Origin of the sequence: Bacillus sp. UNC125MFCrub1.1 (assembly GCF_000701305.1) — a bacterium.
GTDB classification, from domain to species: Bacteria; Bacillota; Bacilli; order Bacillales; family Bacillaceae; genus Bacillus; species Bacillus altitudinis.
Genome location: NZ_JNIG01000013.1, coordinates 21,478 through 39,277 on the forward strand (window position 1 = coordinate 21,478; position 17,800 = coordinate 39,277).

A 17,800-nucleotide genomic window follows, 5' to 3' on the forward strand; every position below is an offset into this window, starting at 1 on the left:
TATTTTTTTGCACTAAAATAAACCGACCGGTCTGTTTATAAAATAGGAGGGAAAATAATGAAATCTCAAAATGTGATCATTATCGGCAGTGGTGTAGCAGGATTGGCTACTTCTTTATTCTTAAAAAAGGCTGGAATGGAAAGTACGATTTATGAAAGCAGGTCAGATGAAGAATTAGAAACAGGAGCAGGTTTTTTACTGTCTCCGAATGGGGTAAAGATTTTGGATGAAATCGGGTGTAAAAATGAAGTGATAGCAAATGCAACCGTGATAAAGAAGATCCAGCAAATAAACAGTGAAAATGAAGTAGAAGCGATCTTTCACAATTATAGTGAAAAATATTATGATGCTCCTTTACTGAACGTCATGAGAGACCAAATCATCAAATCACTTTTAAAAGAAGTTCACCGTCAAGGAATAGAAGTGAAATACAACAAAAAGTTAACCTCGATCAAACAGCAGCCTCATTCCGTTCAGGTTCTTTTTGAAGATGAAACTGAGATAACAGGTGATATTGTAATAGGAGCAGATGGAACTTTTTCTAAAACAAGAGAGGCTATTGCGTTTAATGCTAAATTAGACTATAGCGGTTTTTGGGGACTACAAGGAGTATCGTTTGTGAAGGATTTTGTATTGGATGAGGCAACAAGTTATTTTTACAATGACGGAAACTTTCAATTCATTTTTGGAAAAGCGCATCCAACAAATAAAATGAATATTTTATGGCAAGCTTTCTCTCAGTGTCCTGAGAAGTTACCTACAAAACATTTTGAGAAAGCCAATCAAGAAACCATCCGACAGTTATTATATAAACAAATGGCACATTGGAACATTCCTAAACACCTTTCTGACATCATCGATCATACTAACTTGTTCTTTCCAAGAAGTATCTATGAAATAAAGGATTTTCCTGTGTGGTCAAAAGGACGTGTTGTTCTTGTAGGTGATGCGGTACATACGGCGAACCCTTTTGTTGGTCAAGGAGCATCGTATAGTCTAGAAGATGCCATGCTCATAGCAAAGATGCTAAGGGATCATGATTATCGAGATGCGTTCTATTATTATGAAAAAGATCGAAGAAAGAGGACAGAAGAATTGAATGCGCTATTTCAGCACATGAGTATTCAAAACGATATTGATAAAAAAATGAACGAATACACGATTGAATGGGATGAAGAAACTTACGTATGAGATGAAAGATAAAAAAACACCACTTATGCTAAAAAGTGGTGTTTCTTGTGTTTTCTCCATGCATATATAATCGCAGCGATCAAACTGATCAGTGAAATGAACGCTAGTATTCTGATATAAGGCGGATAGTAGGTTAGCACGATCTCGTTTTTGCCTTTTTCTATTGGAAAACCGATAAACGCATAATTGGCTTGTTCAATCTCGGTTTGATGGCCATTCACCGTGAGCTCCCAGCCTTTTTCATATGGAACAGGCAGAATCATATAATCATCGCCGCGCTTGTTCTCATAAGAAATCGTAAAGCGGTTATTTTTAAGCTTCACCTGCTGGCTGCCATCATCCTGTTTTTCTTTTTCAGATGCCCGCGCAAGGGTGCGGTAAGGCTCATGATACAGCTTTAATTGACTCAGCTCATACGTCCCTTTTGGCACTCGTATGGAGATATTCTTTTCCGCAGGGACTCGAATCGTCACGTCATTAACGCCTGTTTTGTAGATAGACGTATTGCTTTTGCGTGATGTGACGTAGTCATCCACAGATAACTGAAACCCTTCGTTTCGGTCGGTCCGCTTCACATAAAAACTCACATACACATCCCCCACGCGAGCGATATCATCTGGAAGGGTGATATTCAGCCCGCCCGTTTCCCCGTATACATCAAGCACGCCATTTTCGTATACCGCTTGTTCAGTATGAATGTTTGTATCCTTTATTCGATCAGGCGATTGGTCGATTTCAGCATTTCCTTTTTTGTTTAAGATCACACCTTGCAACATCGCATGTTCTTTATCAAGTGCTGACACATGCTCTAGTGACTTTTCTGAATAGACGGTACTCGTTGTTCTTGCAAATGGGAGCGGGCGTGTATTTTCATACACTTCATAATGTTCGCTTTCCAATATTGGCTTAAAATAAACCGGCGGTGAGAAAGACATCGATTTGTCTCTCATATAATACTTCCCGTAGGTCAGACTGTATAAATTCGCCCTGTCCCCCATTGTTGCATACCGGCTGACACTTTCCCGTCCCATATCAATTTGCAGGTCATTCCAGTAGAAATGGAGCAGATGCTGATTCAATATACTTGAATACGCACTCATGCCTTGAAAGCCTTCAAACAATGGGGTGTTGTTGCGCACGCCGTTCATCCAATCAATCCGGGCAAGCGGATCTTCTTTTGAGCGGCTTTGAATCTGCTGAATGAGCTTCATTTGCTCATGTCCAGCATACGCCTCACTATTCAGATACGTATCTGATACGCTCTTAATATTGCTTCTTTCAAATAAGTAGCCCTGCTGATACACGCCTGCTGTCAGTAAGCTCACAACGATGAGCACAGCTGAAAAGAGTCGAAGGTGCAGACGTTTTCCCACATGTATCGAGAGGAAGAACAAACTGATCACAAGCAGTCCTATTCCGGTAAATACAACAACATCCATATTTCCCTTTGCTCGTTCTGAAAGGGCGACTGCGAGAAGGAATACAAGCCAAGCGCCTAAAACCGCACGTGTTTTCCACTTCCACTCCATTTGCGAGAAATGCTTGATGGTGATGGCTACGGCTGCTCCAACTGTAAAAGCAAGAATATATTCAAATCTGTACTGCGGTGCAGAAAAACCATTAAACACGCTCGCCATCTTTGGACTGTAGTGAAAAATGATCAGCAGAACACTGATCGATGTGAACATGAAAAACCATCTGTTCCGGTAAAGCGGAACGAGGAACAGACAAATCAGAAAGATGACCGGCAATAAGTACACCCTGCTTGTAAACAGCAGATGATCATGCAGCTCGAACCAAGGAATTGCCTGTTCATACGGCGGTCTTACATTATTGAGAAAGCCGTAAACAGACGGGATAAAAAAGGCAGCACTGATCCCAAACGATAACAACGTAGAAATCGCAAGGGTCCAGAACACCTTCCAGCCTCGCTCCTCGCTTTGAAGCTTAATCATATATCTGAAGACGAGATAAATGGCTAAAAAGATAAAGTGAATGTAAGCAAAGTAAAAATTATTGATCAGCATGAGACTGCAAGCCGCAATAAACCATGCTGGCTTGCCTGTTTTGAAAATACGTTCAACCCCAAGCACAAGCAGCGGAAGCCACATCATGCTGTCGGTGAAAAACTCCCAAAACGTTTGATGCCGAAAGTACACAATAGACAGTCCGTAAATACCGGCACCTGTCAGCGCCCCCAGCCTATGCTGCACAATCGAAAGGAGCACACGATATGCGATGAACAGAATGACTGTCAGCTTGATCACACTCAGCCAAATTACAGCATTTGCCCAAAAGTGAATGTCTGTTGACTGTATAAGGTGAAGCGCATTTAACAGCCAGACAACAGCGACTGTGACCATAAAGACCATCGACGTTGTAAAATAATAACCTAATTGCGTATATGTACCGCCGCCTAGACCAAATTGATAGGAATAAAAGAAGTTTCCTTTGACGTATTCGTCATACAGTAGCTTTTTAAACGGGAGCATTTGCGAAATGCCATCCCCATCTCCCGTCATATATCGGTCTTGCGTATATTCATATAAGAAAAAGGAGTGGCCTAATAAAGCAAGAATGAGGCATATTCCAATGAGTATCCATCTACGTTTCATCATCTAAATCCTTTCTCCAAAAGATCCACTGTTCTTTGAAACAAAACAACCCAGCAAGCGATTCGTGCTTGCCGGTTATTTGACTCCACGTTATTTAAATAACTGCGTTAACACTCGGTCTTGTTTTTTTGAGCTTGTCTCTTGTTCCATGACATTTGATTCTTGAATTAAGTAATGCGGCCTCTTTTTCGTTTCATAGTAAATTCGGCCAATGTATTCTCCAATCACACCTAGACTCAAGAGCTGGACACCACCGAGGAAAAGCACAGCTGAGATTAAAGTGAAATAACCCGGTACCATGATGCCCGTTCTGACGATTTGAATAAAGGTCGCCACGATGTAAATCAAAGAGAGAAATAAGATCAAAATACCCGTATAAAAACAAATACGCAGCGGGCGGTTGTTAAAGGAAATGACACCATCAATCCCGTAGTTAAATAATTTCTTCAGTGACCATTTTGTATCACCATGCTGTCTTTCCACATTTTCATAATAGATGACCTTTTCTTCAAAGCCAATCCAGCAAAAAAGCCCTTTTGAAAAACGATTTCCCTCTTTCAGCTGAAGCAATGCGTCGATCGCTTGACGGGAAATTAAGCGGAAATCTCCTACACCATCACGCAAGTCCACTTCGACCACCTTGTTCATCACTTTATAATACATCGATGATAGGTAAGAACGAAGCTTGCTGTCCCCTTTACGGTTTCGTTTGGCAATGACTTGATGATAACCTTCTTCGTAGCCTCTAACAAAATCCTGAATCAAATACGTTGGGTGCTGCAGGTCGGCGTCCATAATGATCGCAGCTTCCCCTTTTGCATGCTCAAGACCTGCTAAAATTGCAGCTTCTTTCCCAAAGTTACGAGAAAAGGAAATGTATTTGACTTTTGCACTTTTGTGAGAGAGCTCTCTCATGTATTGAAGCGTATTGTCTTTGCTTCCATCATTCACAAAGATGATTTCAAAGTCATAATGAAAATCGCGAAACTCTTCCTCGAGTGCCTCAAAGATTCGTCTGATGTTTTCACCTTCATTGTAAGAAGGAATTATAACAGAGAGCAGTTCCCGTTCCATATCGCACCTTCTCTTCACTTTTTTCACATAGTCTGTTATGTTCATTATTCCTTTTTTGTCAGAAAACGAAACCCTTTTTTATTATCCATAAATTTCATGTATCCTTAATCGTTACATTATATCAGAGTTTTATTTCCAGTGATTTTCACCAACATGAATTTAATGTAATTTTAAGTTTATCCATTGTAAAAAGCCTGTAATTTTGATCACAGACTGGGTATTGTTTCATAAAATTGTTTGGTCATTTATATATTTTCCTGTTTGTTGAAAAAGATGAGTGGATGTGAAAAGGGCAACCCTTTTAATGAAGCAGCCCTTTGTCGTTTTGTTGCAGATGCTCATTTGCCTTCGATTGTTTATTTTGAAATAAATGCAGCTGAGCACCATAGCTTTCGATCCATTCTCGGACAATCCGTTCAGTCGTTTCCTGTCCTTTATATTTGCGGCCAGCCTTTGCATAGGTTGTTTCAAAATCACTCCAAAGGAGCTCTACCCATGTACGTGCTTCTTCATATGTGAGCATATTGTTTTTTTCCATTAGTTGTTCGGTTAATCGCTCAAAATATTGTTCCATACTGGTTCCTCCTTCATCTAGCAGAAAGTGCCTTTTTAAAAAAATCTCTTTTTTCATATACTACCCTTACGTCTTCAAAAGACGCAAATGATTTGTATTGTTTGGAGGGAATCAGTATGCGTAATAAAGCAAAGGGCTTTCCAAATCAAGTGAATCACAAGTTTGAAGGCGAACCAGGGGCCACAGATGCTTATGCATCTAAAAGGCCGAACGGTGAGACGAATACACGTCCACAGGAACGTATGAGGGCATCAGGGAAACGCTAATTTTTCCAAAGGGAGTGCTTGAGATATGAGTTCAAATGGGAAATCGTATATGGAAGACTTTGTTCAATTAAGAACAACCGCTTACCCTCAACCATGGGCGAATGCTAAACATTCTGCCTCTCAGGTCAACGGAGAAACGCAGCAAACGCAGCACGACATCGTACTTCAGAACAACGTCCGTAAACAACGTTCGAAGTAAAGAAAAGGACTGATCTCTAGGGATCAGTCCTTTTGCGTAAGCATTGAAATCGGTAGGGCATCTTCTTTATTTGGCGCTGATACTCTGTAGCCCCAAGCAAAAACACCATTTAAATACTCCACATAAAACTGCTCGTCTGTATCTTTGATGTGATAGGTCGTTTTCGTCTGAATAGCAGCTGGATCTAATAAATAGGCTTTCGCCATGTCAATTTTCCGCTCCAACACGGCATATTCATTCACAATGCCTAGCTGCTCAGCCTTTCTTGCTTTTTCAGAAAGAGCGGCAATCTCCTGCTTTAATTCGTATTCTGTCATTTCACTATAGCGTTTTTCCATCTGTCATTCCCCTTTGTCTAAAACGTGATCAATTGTATCAAGATCAAATCCTTTTCGGTAAAGGAATTGCTTCACTTTCATTTTTTTCTCAAATGATCCGTCATATCCTACCTTGCGTTTTGCCTTCTCAAGCATATAGTGAAGGGCTTCTTCTTCCTTTTCCTCTTCTTGTCCATCATAGGCTTCTTGAAGGGCTTTATCAATGATATCAAATGAAAATCCTTTTCGCTGAAGCTGCAATTTGATACGCTGTTCAATTTCTTTTGCGGACCGGTTTTTCTCTTTCTTAACCAGCTTTAGCACTTGTTTCACTGCTTCCTCTAGCTGCAAATCATTCGGATATTGCGATAGTGCTTGTTCGATGGTGTCATCGTCTATGCCTTTCAGCTTTAATTCTTTTTTTAGCACTGACGGGCCTTTGCTATTCGTTTTTCGGTGGGTGCTTACATACGCTTCTGCAAATTCAAGATCATTTACATACTTATAATGTTTTAATTTGTGTATAATTTCACTAATAGCAGGTGCTGGTATGTCTTTTTTCGTCAAGTAATCGGTGACTTCTTTCACTGATCTCATCCGATACGATAAATAATCGACGGCCTGCTGAAATCCTTTTTTTACTGCATCACCGAATTGAATCTCTATGATATCGGCTTCGTCCAGCTCTTTTCCCTTTTTCAAATCATGCTGGACGAGCACATCTAGATCAACGCTAAAAGCGTACTTTTCATCAAGAAAGATGTTCACGCGTTCTGTATTGTTTTGCTGAGCAGAGATTTTCGTAATATAGGGCATCCTGTGATCACTCCTTTTTTCAAACAGTCAGGATGTTTCTTCTGATTCAAAATCGTGAAAGATATAGGTATGTATATGAGAGGAGAAGATGTCAATTGAATATCGCCATTACCGGAGGAACCGGGTTTATCGGCCAGCATGTCACAAAGGTGCTCGCAGCTGAAGGACATCATCTATATATTTTAACAAGAAATCCAAAGGAATCCGAACAAAATCATTTACACTATGTGCAGTGGCTGACAGAAGGTGCTAAGCCTGAACATGAATTGCCTGCGATTGATGTATGGATTAACCTTGCTGGAAAATCCATTTTCACACGCTGGACGGACAAAGCAAAAAAAGGCATTCTCTCCAGTCGTCTTCAATCAACGCAAGAAGTAAGACGCATCATAGAAGCGCAGGAATCGAAACCATCTGTGCTCATTCAAGCAAGTGCTGTCGGTATCTATGGCACTTCCAAGACAGAGGATTTTACGGAGGAGGCCCCACCAGCCGATACAGACTTTTTAAGTCATACGTCAAAGCTTTGGGAAGCTGAAGGGCAAAAAATTGAGGCGCTTGGTATTCGCACGGTTTATACACGCTTTGGGGTGGTATTAGGAGAAAAAGGCACACTTCCTCTTATGACCTTGCCATACAAGCTGTTTGCCGGTGGAACGATCGGCTCTGGCTCGCAATGGGTATCTTGGGTTCATGTGGAGGATGTAGCACATCTCATTGCGTATGCCATTGAGCATGAACACATATCAGGTCCACTCAATGTCACGTCTCCAAATCCTGTTCAAATGAAGCAGCTGGGGCAAACCATTGCATCTGTCCTTCATCGCCCTCACTGGCTGAAGGTGCCGTCCTTTGTTATCAAAACCGCACTTGGCGACATGTCATTGCTTGTTCTAGAAGGCCAACGTGCTCTGCCGAAAAAGGCACTGCTGTCTTCTTATGAGTTTTTACACCCTGAGCTAAAAGAAGCGATTTTGCATTCAGAGGAATAAATTTTGTCAAAAACACCCATCCTATTAAAAATGAGATGAGGGGGCGATTTTGATGAAGAAAAAAGAACACCAGCCGACTTCAAAACTGAAGAAAACCCAGGAAGTTCTGTATCAGCAGGAATTCAAAAAAGCGGAAAGAGCAGCAGAAAAAAGAAACAAATAAAACGGATATTCCTCTTTTACAAGCACATAACTAAAGTGATCTTGTAAAGGAGGGAAAAGCTTTGAAAAAAGACCAACACAAAAAATCCAACCACCAGCTTGCGGCACAAGAGACGGATGGCGAATATGTTGAATTTTCCAAAGAACTTGCAGATCCGAATGACGTAAAAGCGATGGCACGTATGAAAGCAGCCGATCAGCGTGCCAAAAAACAATAAGTAAAAAAAACAGACCTTATCACAAGGTCTGTTTTTATTTGATTTCAGTTAGCAGGCTTGATGCCTTCTGACGTGACTTTTCCTCAGGCACCTCTTCTGGATAACCGATGTGAAGAATCGCGGCAAAGCGTTCGTTTTCCTTTAATCCCATATCCAGTTGAAACCCTTTGTCGTATAAGATACGGCCGCTCTTCCATACCATACCGATTCCTTGATCCCAAGCCAGCAGCTGGAAGTTTTGAATGAGCGCACTCACAGCGGCAAAATCATCATTTCTCACAACTGGATTTTCGTCTTCTTTTAGAACAACAAGTAAAAGTGCTGGTACTTTAGAAAAATAATCTCTGTACTGATTGATCTTTTCTTCTTTTGCGTCTGGATTGTTGCGTTTAAAGAAAGCAATAAACCGCTCAACAAATACCTCTTTCGCTTCATCCGTCACTGCATATAAAAAACGCCAAGGTTCCGTGATTTTATGATTGGGTGCATAGACTGCGTCCTCTAATAATGGCTGAAGCTGCTCAATGCTCACCGGCGTTTCTTTGAATTTTCGAATCGATCGTCTATATCTGACAGCGTCTCGAACCGTTAACGCTTCTGTTTGTTGTTTTGTTTCTGGCATATATGTCATCCTTTCAATCAACCTTAATTGAAATTGATTCTCATTCACATTATAAACATGATCATGTGTTGTTTGCAAATAGGACCTCACCTCTCTGCTAAAAAGTTGTTTGCCTTTTTCAAGTAATGTTACAATCATATTACGTTTTAAACAAATTTTGAGAAAAAAGCCAAGATGATGAAATGATTTCAGGTATTTCCACTTTGTCTCATGCGGCTATTTTTTCAAAAAGCTTTCAACCCATGATTGGAAGGGAGGCTTCTGAATGGAATGAAAATCAATATTGGGCAAATCATCAAACTCTATCGTTACAAACAAAATATGACCCAATCGGAGTTGGCAGAAGGAATTTGTTCTGTCTCTCATTTAAGTAAAATTGAAAATGGCTCAAAAGAGGCCAATCAAGATACGATCAATCTTTTGCTTGAACGGCTTGGAATTAGTCAAGAAACGCTGTCGCAAAAGGCGCGTCATCTGTTGTCATTACTCGATGAGTTTCAGATGAACATGTATTTCTATGCGCTCGATCAAGCAGAGCAAAATGCAGAAATGATCATTCATCACGAGGAACAGTTCTTTTCGCTAGATTTAGGGATTCAGTATCATTTGTCCTTATTTCAATTTTATTTATTAACAGAAAAACAGCAGCTTGCCTTAAAAACGCACCGCGTGCTTAAGAAGTTTGAAAAAACCTTTATTGACACTGAAAAAGAAACGTTTGAATATCTAGATGGCATCCACCAGATTAAAATCGGTCAGCTCGAAGAAGGATTGAAAAGACTTGAAAGCTGCTTTTCTTACGCTTCTGTTGAACAGAGTGACCTGTATTATCACTATGCAAAAGCACTTGGAGCTATGGGGCATCTCGGTGATGCGCTTGAGGCCACACATCAAGCAATGGATTTGTATAGACAAAAAAATAATTTCAAGCGGGTCATTCATTGTACACTCATTCATGGGGTCATCTCACTGGAATTAAAGGCCTTTCAAACAGCTAAAAGATATTTAAAAGAAGTGATTTTACACACGTCGCTTCACCCTGATGCTTATATTAAGATGACAGCTTATTTTTATTACGGGGTTCTCTTAAAACGCCAAGGAGATTTCTCATCCGCTGTGCCTTATTTACTAGATTCACTCAATTATTTTAATCAAGAACAGATAGAAGATCGTTACTGTGAAACGCTTTATGAAATCGCAACATTGTATGCGGAATATGATCGCAAAAAGGCGCTTCCATACATACACGAGCTGCTCAAACAGCCTCGTATTCAACCAAACTGTTTATATATGATTAAAATCTATAAATTGATGATTGAAGAGAATCCTCATGATTTGAAAACTTATTTAGTAGAAGCAGCGATTCCTTACTTTGAACACAATCAGCTCCACAATGAGTACTTATTTGCTCTTAGAACCTTGCTTTCCTATGCGGCTTCTGAGCTTGATAAGCGTGCATATATGTCTTACACAACGAAGCTGCTTGATCACTTAGCATCATTTATCCCATATTACAAAAAAGCATGACCTTCTGCCGATCGAAGGTCATGCTTTTTCTATGATTAGATGGTCTTTTGTTGATCTGTATCGGGACGGGTGACTTGTTCGACAGAATGAATGTACCGTTTTCTCGCAAAATAATCGTAAGCATGCTGCCCAAAGCCAAGCCAAATGCTGAGTACAATGAATGGGACCGTTCCCCATAATGCAGGGATATGACAAGCCATTCTCAGCCACGTATAAATCCCTGAGTTTTTTTGATTTTTCGCTAAGGAAATAGACACGATTCGTTTCTCTGCCTTCTCTTCACTAATTTTATTTAGTCTCAGCAGCTGTGAGTGTCTAAATGATTCAAAGTGAATTCGGTTTTTCCAATCGAGTGATTTCAACAGGTCAATTGCTTTTGCACATGAAGGACTTTGTCCGTCATAAAACACAAGCAGTCTGAGTGATTTGATGGAACGCTGTTCTCTTTTCTTTGATTCAGCGAGCTTCTTTTTTTCTTGATCGAGATAGATGATTTTTTTCATAAATTGATCGCCAGCCCTTTTCCTTCATTTATTTTTTTTAGTTCGTTCAAAGGAGATTACAACTAGATTACTATAGTTGCTGGGCCTCTTGTATTGGGAAAAAGCCATCCGACGTGCGTTATATGAGCCTTTAGATAAGGGCAAAATAGCTGATTTCATGGCATATATGAGGTTTTTCAACTAAAAGTGGTTGGGAAAATCGTGATGCTTTGCGGTTTTCTGCGGTATTTGATAGAATTCTGCGGTTTTTCTACATCTTTATGCGGTGTTTTGTAGGTGAAACGCAAAAACAAGATAAAAAAAGACTACTTCCCATTGCGGCGAAGTAGTCTTTTGGTTTATATTTTTGCCAAAACTTCTACTATTTCTTTCTCAATATCTTTCCATAAGTAACGATCTGTCGTATAGTGATGTGCGGCTTCTTTCGCAAACACTTTAAATGCTTCCTCAAAATCGGGTGCATCTTTATCCGGCTTTTTCTCGTCGACAAAGCGCTGAGCTTCTGCTGAGCGAGGTCCCCATTTCCCCACTTCTTTCCCGTCCTGATCAATAATGACGATAATCGGAATCGATCTTGCGGTCCCGTTCGTTAAATACTGATCCATCAGGTCTAGGTGCTCGTCCCGAATGAAATAGCGCGCATCAATCAGTGCTTCATTTGCAATACGCATGAAAATAGGTACATTGACCATCGCATCGCCGCACCAATCTGCCGTGATCACAAGCGCTCTCAGTTTTTTCTTTTGAAGTTTTTGAAGCAGCTCTTTTTCCTTTTGATGAATTGCGTACTGGTTGTACACCGTGAGTAAGTTTTCACGATTTTTCTCCATGTTGTGTACATATGTACGTTCAGCTAATCCCTTTGTAAACCATTCATTTAGTGTCATGTGAACATCCCCCTTACCCTTCAACTTTACCACTTTTGCTATTCTTTTGTCTAAAAAAACCTTCACCTAGTGAAAGGTAAAGGTTCTTTGGACTTATGGACGCCGTTTTCGATTTGGGTCCATTCCTATCAGCTTAGTGACGAGCACCATTGTGACAGGCAGTGATGTATTCTTTTTATACGCTAAATATTTTCCGCGCCATTCTGGTTTATATTTCTGTTTAAACGACCTTAAGCCGCTGAAACTATACATATATCTGACGTTATTGAAGATGACACTCGCCAAACGTTCTGTCAGAAAGGACTGGTGGAACGTGCCAACATTCGATAATGGCGCCATTCCCATGTTAAAGGATGTGTAGCCTTTTTCTTTCGCCCATTGAAAAAGGTGGATAAAGAGTGCATCCATCATCCCGTTCGGTGCATCATGCATATGACGCATGAGGTCGATGGATATCTCTCCTTTTTGATACATCGGCATTAAGGACACAAAAGATATGATCTGCCCTTGTTCATCCTTTAAAATTGCAATCGGTGCTTTTTGAAGGTAGTCTTCATGGAAATAGCCTAATGAAAATCCTTTTTCTTTTTTCTTGCCCAGCCAGCTGTCAGAGATTTGTTTTAAGGTTGAAATCAATTCCTCTGAAAAGGGCGGCTCCAGCATTTCAAACGTATAGCCTTCTCGTTCAAATTTATTTGCGACAGCCCGTAAGTTTGATTTTTTCTTTCCTGACAAAGAGAACGTTTCTAAATTGACCATGGCTTCTTCCCCAAGCTTAAAGAAGTGAAAACCTAGGTCATGATAAAGCGCCATTCCTTCACGTTCTACTTGATAAAAAGCGACACGATAGCCTGCTTTTTCTGTCTGCTCCAAAAATTCTTCCAGTACAAGCGGATAAGAGGCTTTACGGCCAGAAGGATCTCCAAGCACAATAACGCAGCGGCCAATCCGGCCAAACTGAAGCATCGCCTCTCCATCACTTGAGAAAAACAGTTTTTTGTCTCCCAAAAAACCTAGATGACTAAGAGCATTGCCTCCCTTTTCTTCGAGAAAAGTTTTTAATTTTTCTTCATCTGCTTCTTCGCCGATTGGAACTGCTTTTTTATTAAAAATCAATTTGCTAATGAAAAAGAAAAGAGGGACGCCAATTAAAGCAATCATACTGGTCATCGTGATATGCCGTTCATTATGAACCAAATAGTCCTTGCTTAGGAAATGACCAATTTTCATCCAAATGAAGTTCCCAATGACATTATAGTTAAACAACACGAGTAAATATCCGGCGGCGGCGGCCACAAACTGATTCAAAGAATAAGGGGCCTGCTGCTTCACAAATTGATTTCGAAGCGAGAAAAATACCACCATGATGACCGGCAATATAAAGATCAAACTCAGGTTAAACCCTTTTAGTAAAGTAAACACAAAGCCGCCTGCTAGGGCAATCATTGTCAATAGATAAGACCGTTTCGTTCTTTTATACACTTCAATGGACAAAATCATTAAAATGATCCCGAACATTAAAGAAAGACCATTAAATCCTGATAACAAAAAGCGTGGAATGGTTGTGATCACACCTAAACGATCAACAGGAAGCACAACGGAAGCCATAATGAGCAAACCGCTTCCAAACGTTAAAATGGACAAAGATCCGTACAATAAACGGATGAGCAGCGCTCGGTGCAAAACAATTAAGACGTTTGTTGTTTCAATTGCAGGCGCCATTCTCGGATTGCCTTCAAGACGCCTGAGTGTTGTTCCAGTTAAATCGTATGCCGCTAGACAAAGTCCAAGAATAAACGGGAAAATGGAGTAAACGAAGCGGTACAAGACAAGCGCTGTCAGCACCATCTCTTTATCAAACCCAATGTATTGCATACTGAGTAAAAAGATCAGATCAAACGAACCAAATCCGCCCGGAACCATACTGATTAAACCGCCGATTGACGCAATCGCAAAGACGCCTAATACAATACGGACATCAACGTTCATCCCCATAGAGACAACAGCCATGTACATGACAAGACCAGCTGCCAGCCACTCTAAAAACGATGCACCAATATAAGCATAGATCGGGTGCTTCAGTCCGTTTTCACCGCTCTCAATCGAGCTTTTTCGAATGGACGCCATGATGATGTAAATGGGCACAATACAAGCAAAAATAATGACAAATGCCCATAACCACGGCTCCTGACTAATAATACTTTCAACTGGCAAGACCCTAACTAAAATCAAATCACTGAAAATAGATAAGCCCAGCAGAACAGAGGATGTTAAAAGGGCAATGCCTTTCAGCAGTTTTTTCGTATCTGTTATGTATTCCTTGTATAGGAGCGTTCTAAGCCCTGCTCCTGATAAACCACCGAATCCAAGTACACTATTAAAGGAGTTGGCGATCCAAGAAATTCGGATCGTTTTCCAGCCGCTGATGGGCATATCAAGGCTTTTTCTTAAAATAAAATCATATAAGGACATGGATAAAACAGCGACAAGTCCAAGAAAGACAAGAATAAACAAGTCCATTCGATTCAAGCTGTCAATAATATAAAACGTCTTTTTAATGGAAAGGCCGCTCAGCTCCTGCTTGGCGACAAAAATTAAGACAAGGATGATCACGATCGGAAAGAGCATTTTTAAGATCGTCATACCCGTTTTTTTGTTCCACATGTTTCTCCCAACTTTCTAAGTTGCTTCATTAATTTCAACTGACCATTATTATACAACAAATACCACTTAATTCATGCAGTTTAACATTCAAAAGCTTCATGATACTTTCAATTAGAAGTAAAAATCAGTAATATAAAGAAAAGAGCCGCTTAAAGGAAGTGAACAAGCGTGGAATATAATATTCATGACACCACCGTACTAAAAGAGGAAATCCTATCTCCTGAGGAAAAAAAGACATGGGTGCTGTATATGAAAGTGCTCACTGCTGCAGGACTTGGAGATGTTTCTGAATGGATGAAGCTGGATATGAGTATGCCTCAAATGAAGGTGCTCATGCTACTCAATAACCATGGCTCTCTTAAGGTGTCCGAAATTGCTGAAAAAATGGGGGCTTCTTTGTCCAATATGACAGGGCTGCTTGATCGGTTAGAACAATCGAACTTTGTGGAACGAAAGCATTCTGAGCGTGATCGTCGAATCATTGTCGTAGAATTGACAGAGGAAGCGAAAAATATTTTCAGAAGTATTTATCAAAAAGGGCATGAAAAAATTAAAAATTCCCTGCAACGGCTCAATGACGAAGAAAAAGAAAAAGTCAATGAAGGTCTAGCCATTTTAGAAAAAGCACTTCGTCCTGAACGTGGCTAAAAAAGGAAAAAAGACGGTCACTTGAGGTCCGTCTTTTTTCATTCTTCTTTTCCTTGTTTATCTGGCGTGAAAAGATATTGACGAATGACTTCCCGATCATCCCACAGGAGATAACCTAAACCGATAATGAGAAAAATGATGCTGATCCACGTACCGCCTGGGAGTATATCTTCCAGTTCCTCGATCGTTCTTACTGTGCTTACATTTCCACCATAACGAATCTCAAACAAAACGAATTTTGCTATATAAAACAATGCCGCCATGCAGATAAACATAGCGCCGACAATTCTTCTACTAGACATGTGTTGACTCCTTTACTTCCACTGATTTCTTTTGATTAATTCCGTGATATGGGCGAGATGATGCTGTGAATGCCAGACGTACATTCCTGTTGCATCATATAAGGACACCGTTTGTTGATCGGCCGGATGGTAATATGCAGCGTTGAAATCTTCCTCTGTCATCTCGCGAAGTAATGTGACCCACCGGCGATGCAGACTGCTGATTAACGGCAGTGATAGGCTGATAGGCGCCTTACTGTCAGGAAGTGAAGCAAATGCCTCCTGATCATATGGACGTATGTGCGGTGTTTCTTCTGTCAGCGCAAGCTTAAATCGCAAGTAAGCGTTCAGATGGCTGTCCGCTACGTGGTGAATGAGCTGACGAACAGTCCATCCACCTGGCCGGTATGGGGTATCCAGCTGATCATTTGTCAATGGGACAACTGCCTCTTCATACTTTTGAGGAATGAGTGCCAGCTCATCAATCCATGCCTCCAGCTGCTTTTTCGTTTGTTGGTCCACCCGTTCATATAAGCCAATCGGATATTGTAATGACGTCGTCATTTGCTGCCCCTCCTTAAAATCCTTCTAGAACAAATTTACCTATCATCTTCCCTTGTTCAAGTGTTTGATGTGCCTGCTTCAAATTGGTGGCATTGATGGGGCTGAGCACCTTTGTTAATGTATGTTTTAACTTCTTCTCTTCAAATAATGTACTCGCTTCTTTTAAAAGCTCATGCTGCTTCATCATATCCGAGGTTTTGTACATCGGCCGTGTGAACATGAATTCCCATACAAATGCAGCACTTTTATTTTTGAGTAATTGAATGTCTAAATGGTGCTGATTTTCAACAATGGTACAGATCGTCCCTTGAGGTTTAATCGCTTCTGCCATCCCTTTGAAATGGCCATCTGTATCATTTAAGCATAAAATGTACTCCACTTCGCCAATCCCTTTTTCCTGAAGCTGCGCTAAGAGCGGCTGGTGATGGTCAATGATATGATCAGCCCCTAATGAGAGACACCATTCATTTGTTTCAGGTCTTGATGCAGTGGCGATCACAGTCGCCTTTGCTAATTTGGCGAGTTGAATGGCGATGGAGCCCACTCCGCCTGCACCACCGATGATCAGCAAGGTCGAGCCTTCTGCATTCCGCTTCATATGCATTCGGTCAAATAGCGCTTCATATGCCGTAATTGTTGTAAGAGGCATGGCAGCTGCTTCGGCAAAAGAGAGATTTGCAGGCTTTTTCGCCACAATTCTCTCATCCACAAGCTGGTATTCACTATTTGAGCCTTGTCGCGTGATATCTCCTGCGTAATAGACGTGGTCACCCGGCTGAAACAACGTACACGCTTCGCCCACTTCCACCACCGTACCACTTGCATCGTAGCCAAGAATTTTCAATTCATCTTCTTTCTGATTCTTCGGTGACCTCACCTTTGTATCCACTGGATTCACCGACACAGCCTCTACCTTCACCAAAATATCCCTGCCAGCTGCTTTGGGCTTTGCCACCTCCTGATCGATCAAGCTTTGTTCATGCTCAATTGGCAAATACTCAAATAATCCAACTGCTTTCACTCGCTCGCACTCCCTTTCTCCATGCTTCTTTTCCACATTTTATCATACATTTCTAATGCTGATGGATCAGTCAGCAAGCGATTGCATATTTAGGATTTCTTCAAAGCCCTTCGTTCCCTCACGATGTAAGAAGGACGTGCCTTTTGTAAAGAGAGGACATAGGTGAACCAGCCGCTCGATTTAAAAAAGTACTGAACATAATAAAACTGAATGTGCTGCAAGAAAACGACGATGAACAGAAAAATTGTGAATAATAGCGTCACAATGTCTCCCTGCATCCATCCACTGATCAATACCATCACAAAACCGAGCATCATGAGCTGTTCGAGCCTCTGCATGATCTGGATAACGAGATGTCCCCGTTTGGTTAGGTCACCTGATTGACGCTTTCGAATGTTTCTTGATTTATAAAACCATACGATACTTGTCACTAGATGATGAATGATAAAAAGAGCGATCATGACCATCAATAAAGGAGTTGATTTAAAAAGGTCTTTTATAATGAATGGGATCACCAAAAAATAAAATGCGGTAAATGCGTGTCTAGCTGATAAGAGAAATAGTTGTTTTTCTATGTATCGCTGCATGTGTCTCACCTCTATATGTAGTACGTCTCATTTGTCATAAGGTTCCTTCTGCCTATCAAAAAAGGATGCCCT

21 protein-coding genes are annotated in these 17,800 nt (G+C 40.8%); 8 read left to right on the plus strand and 13 right to left on the minus strand.

Translation table 11 applies throughout. From position 1 onward, the window contains the following. The first annotated feature begins 57 nt into the window (after positions 1-57). A complete protein-coding gene (locus N521_RS10900; protein WP_035391271.1) occupies positions 58-1,191 on the plus strand; it encodes an FAD-dependent oxidoreductase in 1,134 nt (377 codons plus the stop codon). Between the two features lie 23 nt (positions 1,192-1,214). Here the strand turns inward: N521_RS10900 and N521_RS10905 are convergent, their stop codons facing one another. The 3 genes from N521_RS10905 to N521_RS10915 form a co-directional block, all read right to left on the minus strand. Further along, positions 1,215-3,809 (minus strand): YfhO family protein, encoded by a 2,595-nt coding sequence (locus tag N521_RS10905; RefSeq protein WP_035391273.1) that lies wholly within the window; start codon positions 3,807-3,809, stop codon positions 1,215-1,217. Positions 3,810-3,896: 87 nt separating this feature from the next. After that, complete coding sequence (locus N521_RS10910) at positions 3,897-4,880, minus strand: glycosyltransferase family 2 protein (RefSeq protein WP_017366872.1); 984 nt, start codon at positions 4,878-4,880, stop codon at positions 3,897-3,899. A 301-nt stretch (positions 4,881-5,181) separates the two neighbouring features. Beyond that, complete coding sequence (locus N521_RS10915) at positions 5,182-5,454, minus strand: YfhJ family protein (protein WP_017366871.1); 273 nt, start codon at positions 5,452-5,454, stop codon at positions 5,182-5,184. Positions 5,455-5,570: 116 nt separating this feature from the next. On the opposite strand from N521_RS10915, the gene N521_RS10920 reads away from it, so the two are divergent. Together N521_RS10920 and N521_RS19240 are read left to right on the plus strand one after the other, a co-directional pair. Then, the gene (locus N521_RS10920; protein WP_003217849.1) at positions 5,571-5,720 is read left to right on the plus strand and encodes a small, acid-soluble spore protein K; all 150 of its coding nucleotides are present in this window, start codon (positions 5,571-5,573) and stop codon (positions 5,718-5,720) included. 25 nt (positions 5,721-5,745) lie between these two features. Beyond that, positions 5,746-5,919 carry a YpzG family protein gene (locus N521_RS19240; protein WP_003217811.1) on the plus strand — a complete coding sequence of 58 codons (174 nt, stop codon included), beginning with the start codon at positions 5,746-5,748 and terminating at the stop codon, positions 5,917-5,919. 23 nt (positions 5,920-5,942) lie between these two features. On the opposite strand, the gene N521_RS10925 is transcribed toward N521_RS19240, so the two are convergent. Then, positions 5,943-6,257 carry a YfhH family protein gene (locus N521_RS10925; RefSeq protein WP_008341991.1) on the minus strand — a complete coding sequence of 105 codons (315 nt, stop codon included), beginning with the start codon at positions 6,255-6,257 and terminating at the stop codon, positions 5,943-5,945. Positions 6,258-6,260: 3 nt separating this feature from the next. Next, positions 6,261-7,052, minus strand: a complete 792-nt coding sequence (gene recX, locus N521_RS10930) for a recombination regulator RecX (RefSeq protein WP_035391276.1) — start codon at positions 7,050-7,052, stop codon at positions 6,261-6,263. Positions 7,053-7,147: 95 nt separating this feature from the next. Here recX and N521_RS10935 point away from each other — a divergent pair, with 95 nt between their 5' ends. The 3 genes from N521_RS10935 to N521_RS10940 all read left to right on the plus strand — a co-directional run bounded on the left by N521_RS10935 (position 7,148) and on the right by N521_RS10940 (position 8,424). After that, positions 7,148-8,044 carry a TIGR01777 family oxidoreductase gene (locus N521_RS10935; protein ID WP_035391278.1) on the plus strand — a complete coding sequence of 299 codons (897 nt, stop codon included), beginning with the start codon at positions 7,148-7,150 and terminating at the stop codon, positions 8,042-8,044. A gap of 52 nt (positions 8,045-8,096) precedes the next feature. Beyond that, positions 8,097-8,207: a YfhE family protein gene (locus tag N521_RS19245; protein WP_017358836.1), complete on the plus strand. Its 111-nt coding sequence runs from the start codon at positions 8,097-8,099 to the stop codon at positions 8,205-8,207. Between the two features lie 61 nt (positions 8,208-8,268). After that, positions 8,269-8,424: a YfhD family protein gene (locus N521_RS10940; RefSeq protein WP_008341997.1), complete on the plus strand. Its 156-nt coding sequence runs from the start codon at positions 8,269-8,271 to the stop codon at positions 8,422-8,424. Positions 8,425-8,458: 34 nt separating this feature from the next. Here the strand turns inward: N521_RS10940 and N521_RS10945 are convergent, their stop codons facing one another. Next, positions 8,459-9,046, minus strand: a complete 588-nt coding sequence (locus tag N521_RS10945) for a nitroreductase family protein (RefSeq protein ID WP_035391513.1) — start codon at positions 9,044-9,046, stop codon at positions 8,459-8,461. A gap of 270 nt (positions 9,047-9,316) precedes the next feature. Here N521_RS10945 and N521_RS10950 point away from each other — a divergent pair, with 270 nt between their 5' ends. Then, positions 9,317-10,573: a transcriptional regulator gene (locus N521_RS10950; protein ID WP_035391280.1), complete on the plus strand. Its 1,257-nt coding sequence runs from the start codon at positions 9,317-9,319 to the stop codon at positions 10,571-10,573. A 35-nt stretch (positions 10,574-10,608) separates the two neighbouring features. On the opposite strand, the gene N521_RS10955 is transcribed toward N521_RS10950, so the two are convergent. From N521_RS10955 to mprF, 3 genes are all read right to left on the minus strand, one after another. Further along, positions 10,609-11,076: a thiol-disulfide oxidoreductase DCC family protein gene (locus N521_RS10955; protein ID WP_007496690.1), complete on the minus strand. Its 468-nt coding sequence runs from the start codon at positions 11,074-11,076 to the stop codon at positions 10,609-10,611. Between the two features lie 338 nt (positions 11,077-11,414). After that, the gene (locus N521_RS10960) at positions 11,415-11,963 is read right to left on the minus strand and encodes a thioredoxin family protein (protein ID WP_008341670.1); all 549 of its coding nucleotides are present in this window, start codon (positions 11,961-11,963) and stop codon (positions 11,415-11,417) included. Between the two features lie 93 nt (positions 11,964-12,056). Next, positions 12,057-14,627: a bifunctional lysylphosphatidylglycerol flippase/synthetase MprF gene (gene mprF / locus N521_RS10965; RefSeq protein WP_035391283.1), complete on the minus strand. Its 2,571-nt coding sequence runs from the start codon at positions 14,625-14,627 to the stop codon at positions 12,057-12,059. Positions 14,628-14,795: 168 nt separating this feature from the next. Here mprF and N521_RS10970 point away from each other — a divergent pair, with 168 nt between their 5' ends. After that, complete coding sequence (locus tag N521_RS10970) at positions 14,796-15,275, plus strand: MarR family transcriptional regulator (RefSeq protein WP_008341672.1); 480 nt, start codon at positions 14,796-14,798, stop codon at positions 15,273-15,275. A gap of 38 nt (positions 15,276-15,313) precedes the next feature. On the opposite strand, the gene N521_RS10975 is transcribed toward N521_RS10970, so the two are convergent. From N521_RS10975 to N521_RS10990, 4 genes are all read right to left on the minus strand, one after another. After that, a complete protein-coding gene (locus N521_RS10975; protein ID WP_035391285.1) occupies positions 15,314-15,577 on the minus strand; it encodes a hypothetical protein in 264 nt (87 codons plus the stop codon). 12 nt (positions 15,578-15,589) lie between these two features. Next, positions 15,590-16,120: a YfiT family bacillithiol transferase gene (locus N521_RS10980; protein WP_035391287.1), complete on the minus strand. Its 531-nt coding sequence runs from the start codon at positions 16,118-16,120 to the stop codon at positions 15,590-15,592. A gap of 13 nt (positions 16,121-16,133) precedes the next feature. After that, positions 16,134-17,141 carry a zinc-binding alcohol dehydrogenase family protein gene (locus N521_RS10985; protein WP_035391289.1) on the minus strand — a complete coding sequence of 336 codons (1,008 nt, stop codon included), beginning with the start codon at positions 17,139-17,141 and terminating at the stop codon, positions 16,134-16,136. A gap of 89 nt (positions 17,142-17,230) precedes the next feature. After that, positions 17,231-17,728: a hypothetical protein gene (locus N521_RS10990; protein WP_035391291.1), complete on the minus strand. Its 498-nt coding sequence runs from the start codon at positions 17,726-17,728 to the stop codon at positions 17,231-17,233. Between the last annotated feature and the right edge of the window lie 72 nt (positions 17,729-17,800).

Excerpts from the sequence above, each read along its gene's own strand:
- N521_RS10915 (WP_017366871.1), bottom strand. The coding sequence starts at position 5,454 with ATGGAACAATATTTTGAGCGATTAACCGAACAACTAATGGAAAAAAAC.
- N521_RS10905 (WP_035391273.1), bottom strand. The coding sequence starts at position 3,809 with ATGATGAAACGTAGATGGATACTCATTGGAATATGCCTCATTCTTGCT.
- N521_RS10920 (WP_003217849.1), top strand. The coding sequence starts at position 5,571 with ATGCGTAATAAAGCAAAGGGCTTTCCAAATCAAGTGAATCACAAGTTT.
- N521_RS10980 (WP_035391287.1), bottom strand. The coding sequence starts at position 16,120 with ATGACGACGTCATTACAATATCCGATTGGCTTATATGAACGGGTGGAC.
- N521_RS10925 (WP_008341991.1), bottom strand. The coding sequence starts at position 6,257 with ATGGAAAAACGCTATAGTGAAATGACAGAATACGAATTAAAGCAGGAG.
- N521_RS10910 (WP_017366872.1), bottom strand. The coding sequence starts at position 4,880 with ATGGAACGGGAACTGCTCTCTGTTATAATTCCTTCTTACAATGAAGGT.
- N521_RS19240 (WP_003217811.1), top strand. The coding sequence starts at position 5,746 with ATGAGTTCAAATGGGAAATCGTATATGGAAGACTTTGTTCAATTAAGA.
- mprF (WP_035391283.1), bottom strand. The coding sequence starts at position 14,627 with ATGTGGAACAAAAAAACGGGTATGACGATCTTAAAAATGCTCTTTCCG.
- N521_RS10900 (WP_035391271.1), top strand. The coding sequence starts at position 58 with ATGAAATCTCAAAATGTGATCATTATCGGCAGTGGTGTAGCAGGATTG.
- N521_RS10955 (WP_007496690.1), bottom strand. The coding sequence starts at position 11,076 with ATGAAAAAAATCATCTATCTCGATCAAGAAAAAAAGAAGCTCGCTGAA.
- recX (WP_035391276.1), bottom strand. The coding sequence starts at position 7,052 with ATGCCCTATATTACGAAAATCTCTGCTCAGCAAAACAATACAGAACGC.
- N521_RS10960 (WP_008341670.1), bottom strand. The coding sequence starts at position 11,963 with ATGACACTAAATGAATGGTTTACAAAGGGATTAGCTGAACGTACATAT.
- N521_RS10975 (WP_035391285.1), bottom strand. The coding sequence starts at position 15,577 with ATGTCTAGTAGAAGAATTGTCGGCGCTATGTTTATCTGCATGGCGGCA.
- N521_RS10950 (WP_035391280.1), top strand. The coding sequence starts at position 9,317 with ATGAAAATCAATATTGGGCAAATCATCAAACTCTATCGTTACAAACAA.
- N521_RS10945 (WP_035391513.1), bottom strand. The coding sequence starts at position 9,046 with ATGCCAGAAACAAAACAACAAACAGAAGCGTTAACGGTTCGAGACGCT.
- N521_RS19245 (WP_017358836.1), top strand. The coding sequence starts at position 8,097 with ATGAAGAAAAAAGAACACCAGCCGACTTCAAAACTGAAGAAAACCCAG.
- N521_RS10990 (WP_035391291.1), bottom strand. The coding sequence starts at position 17,728 with ATGCAGCGATACATAGAAAAACAACTATTTCTCTTATCAGCTAGACAC.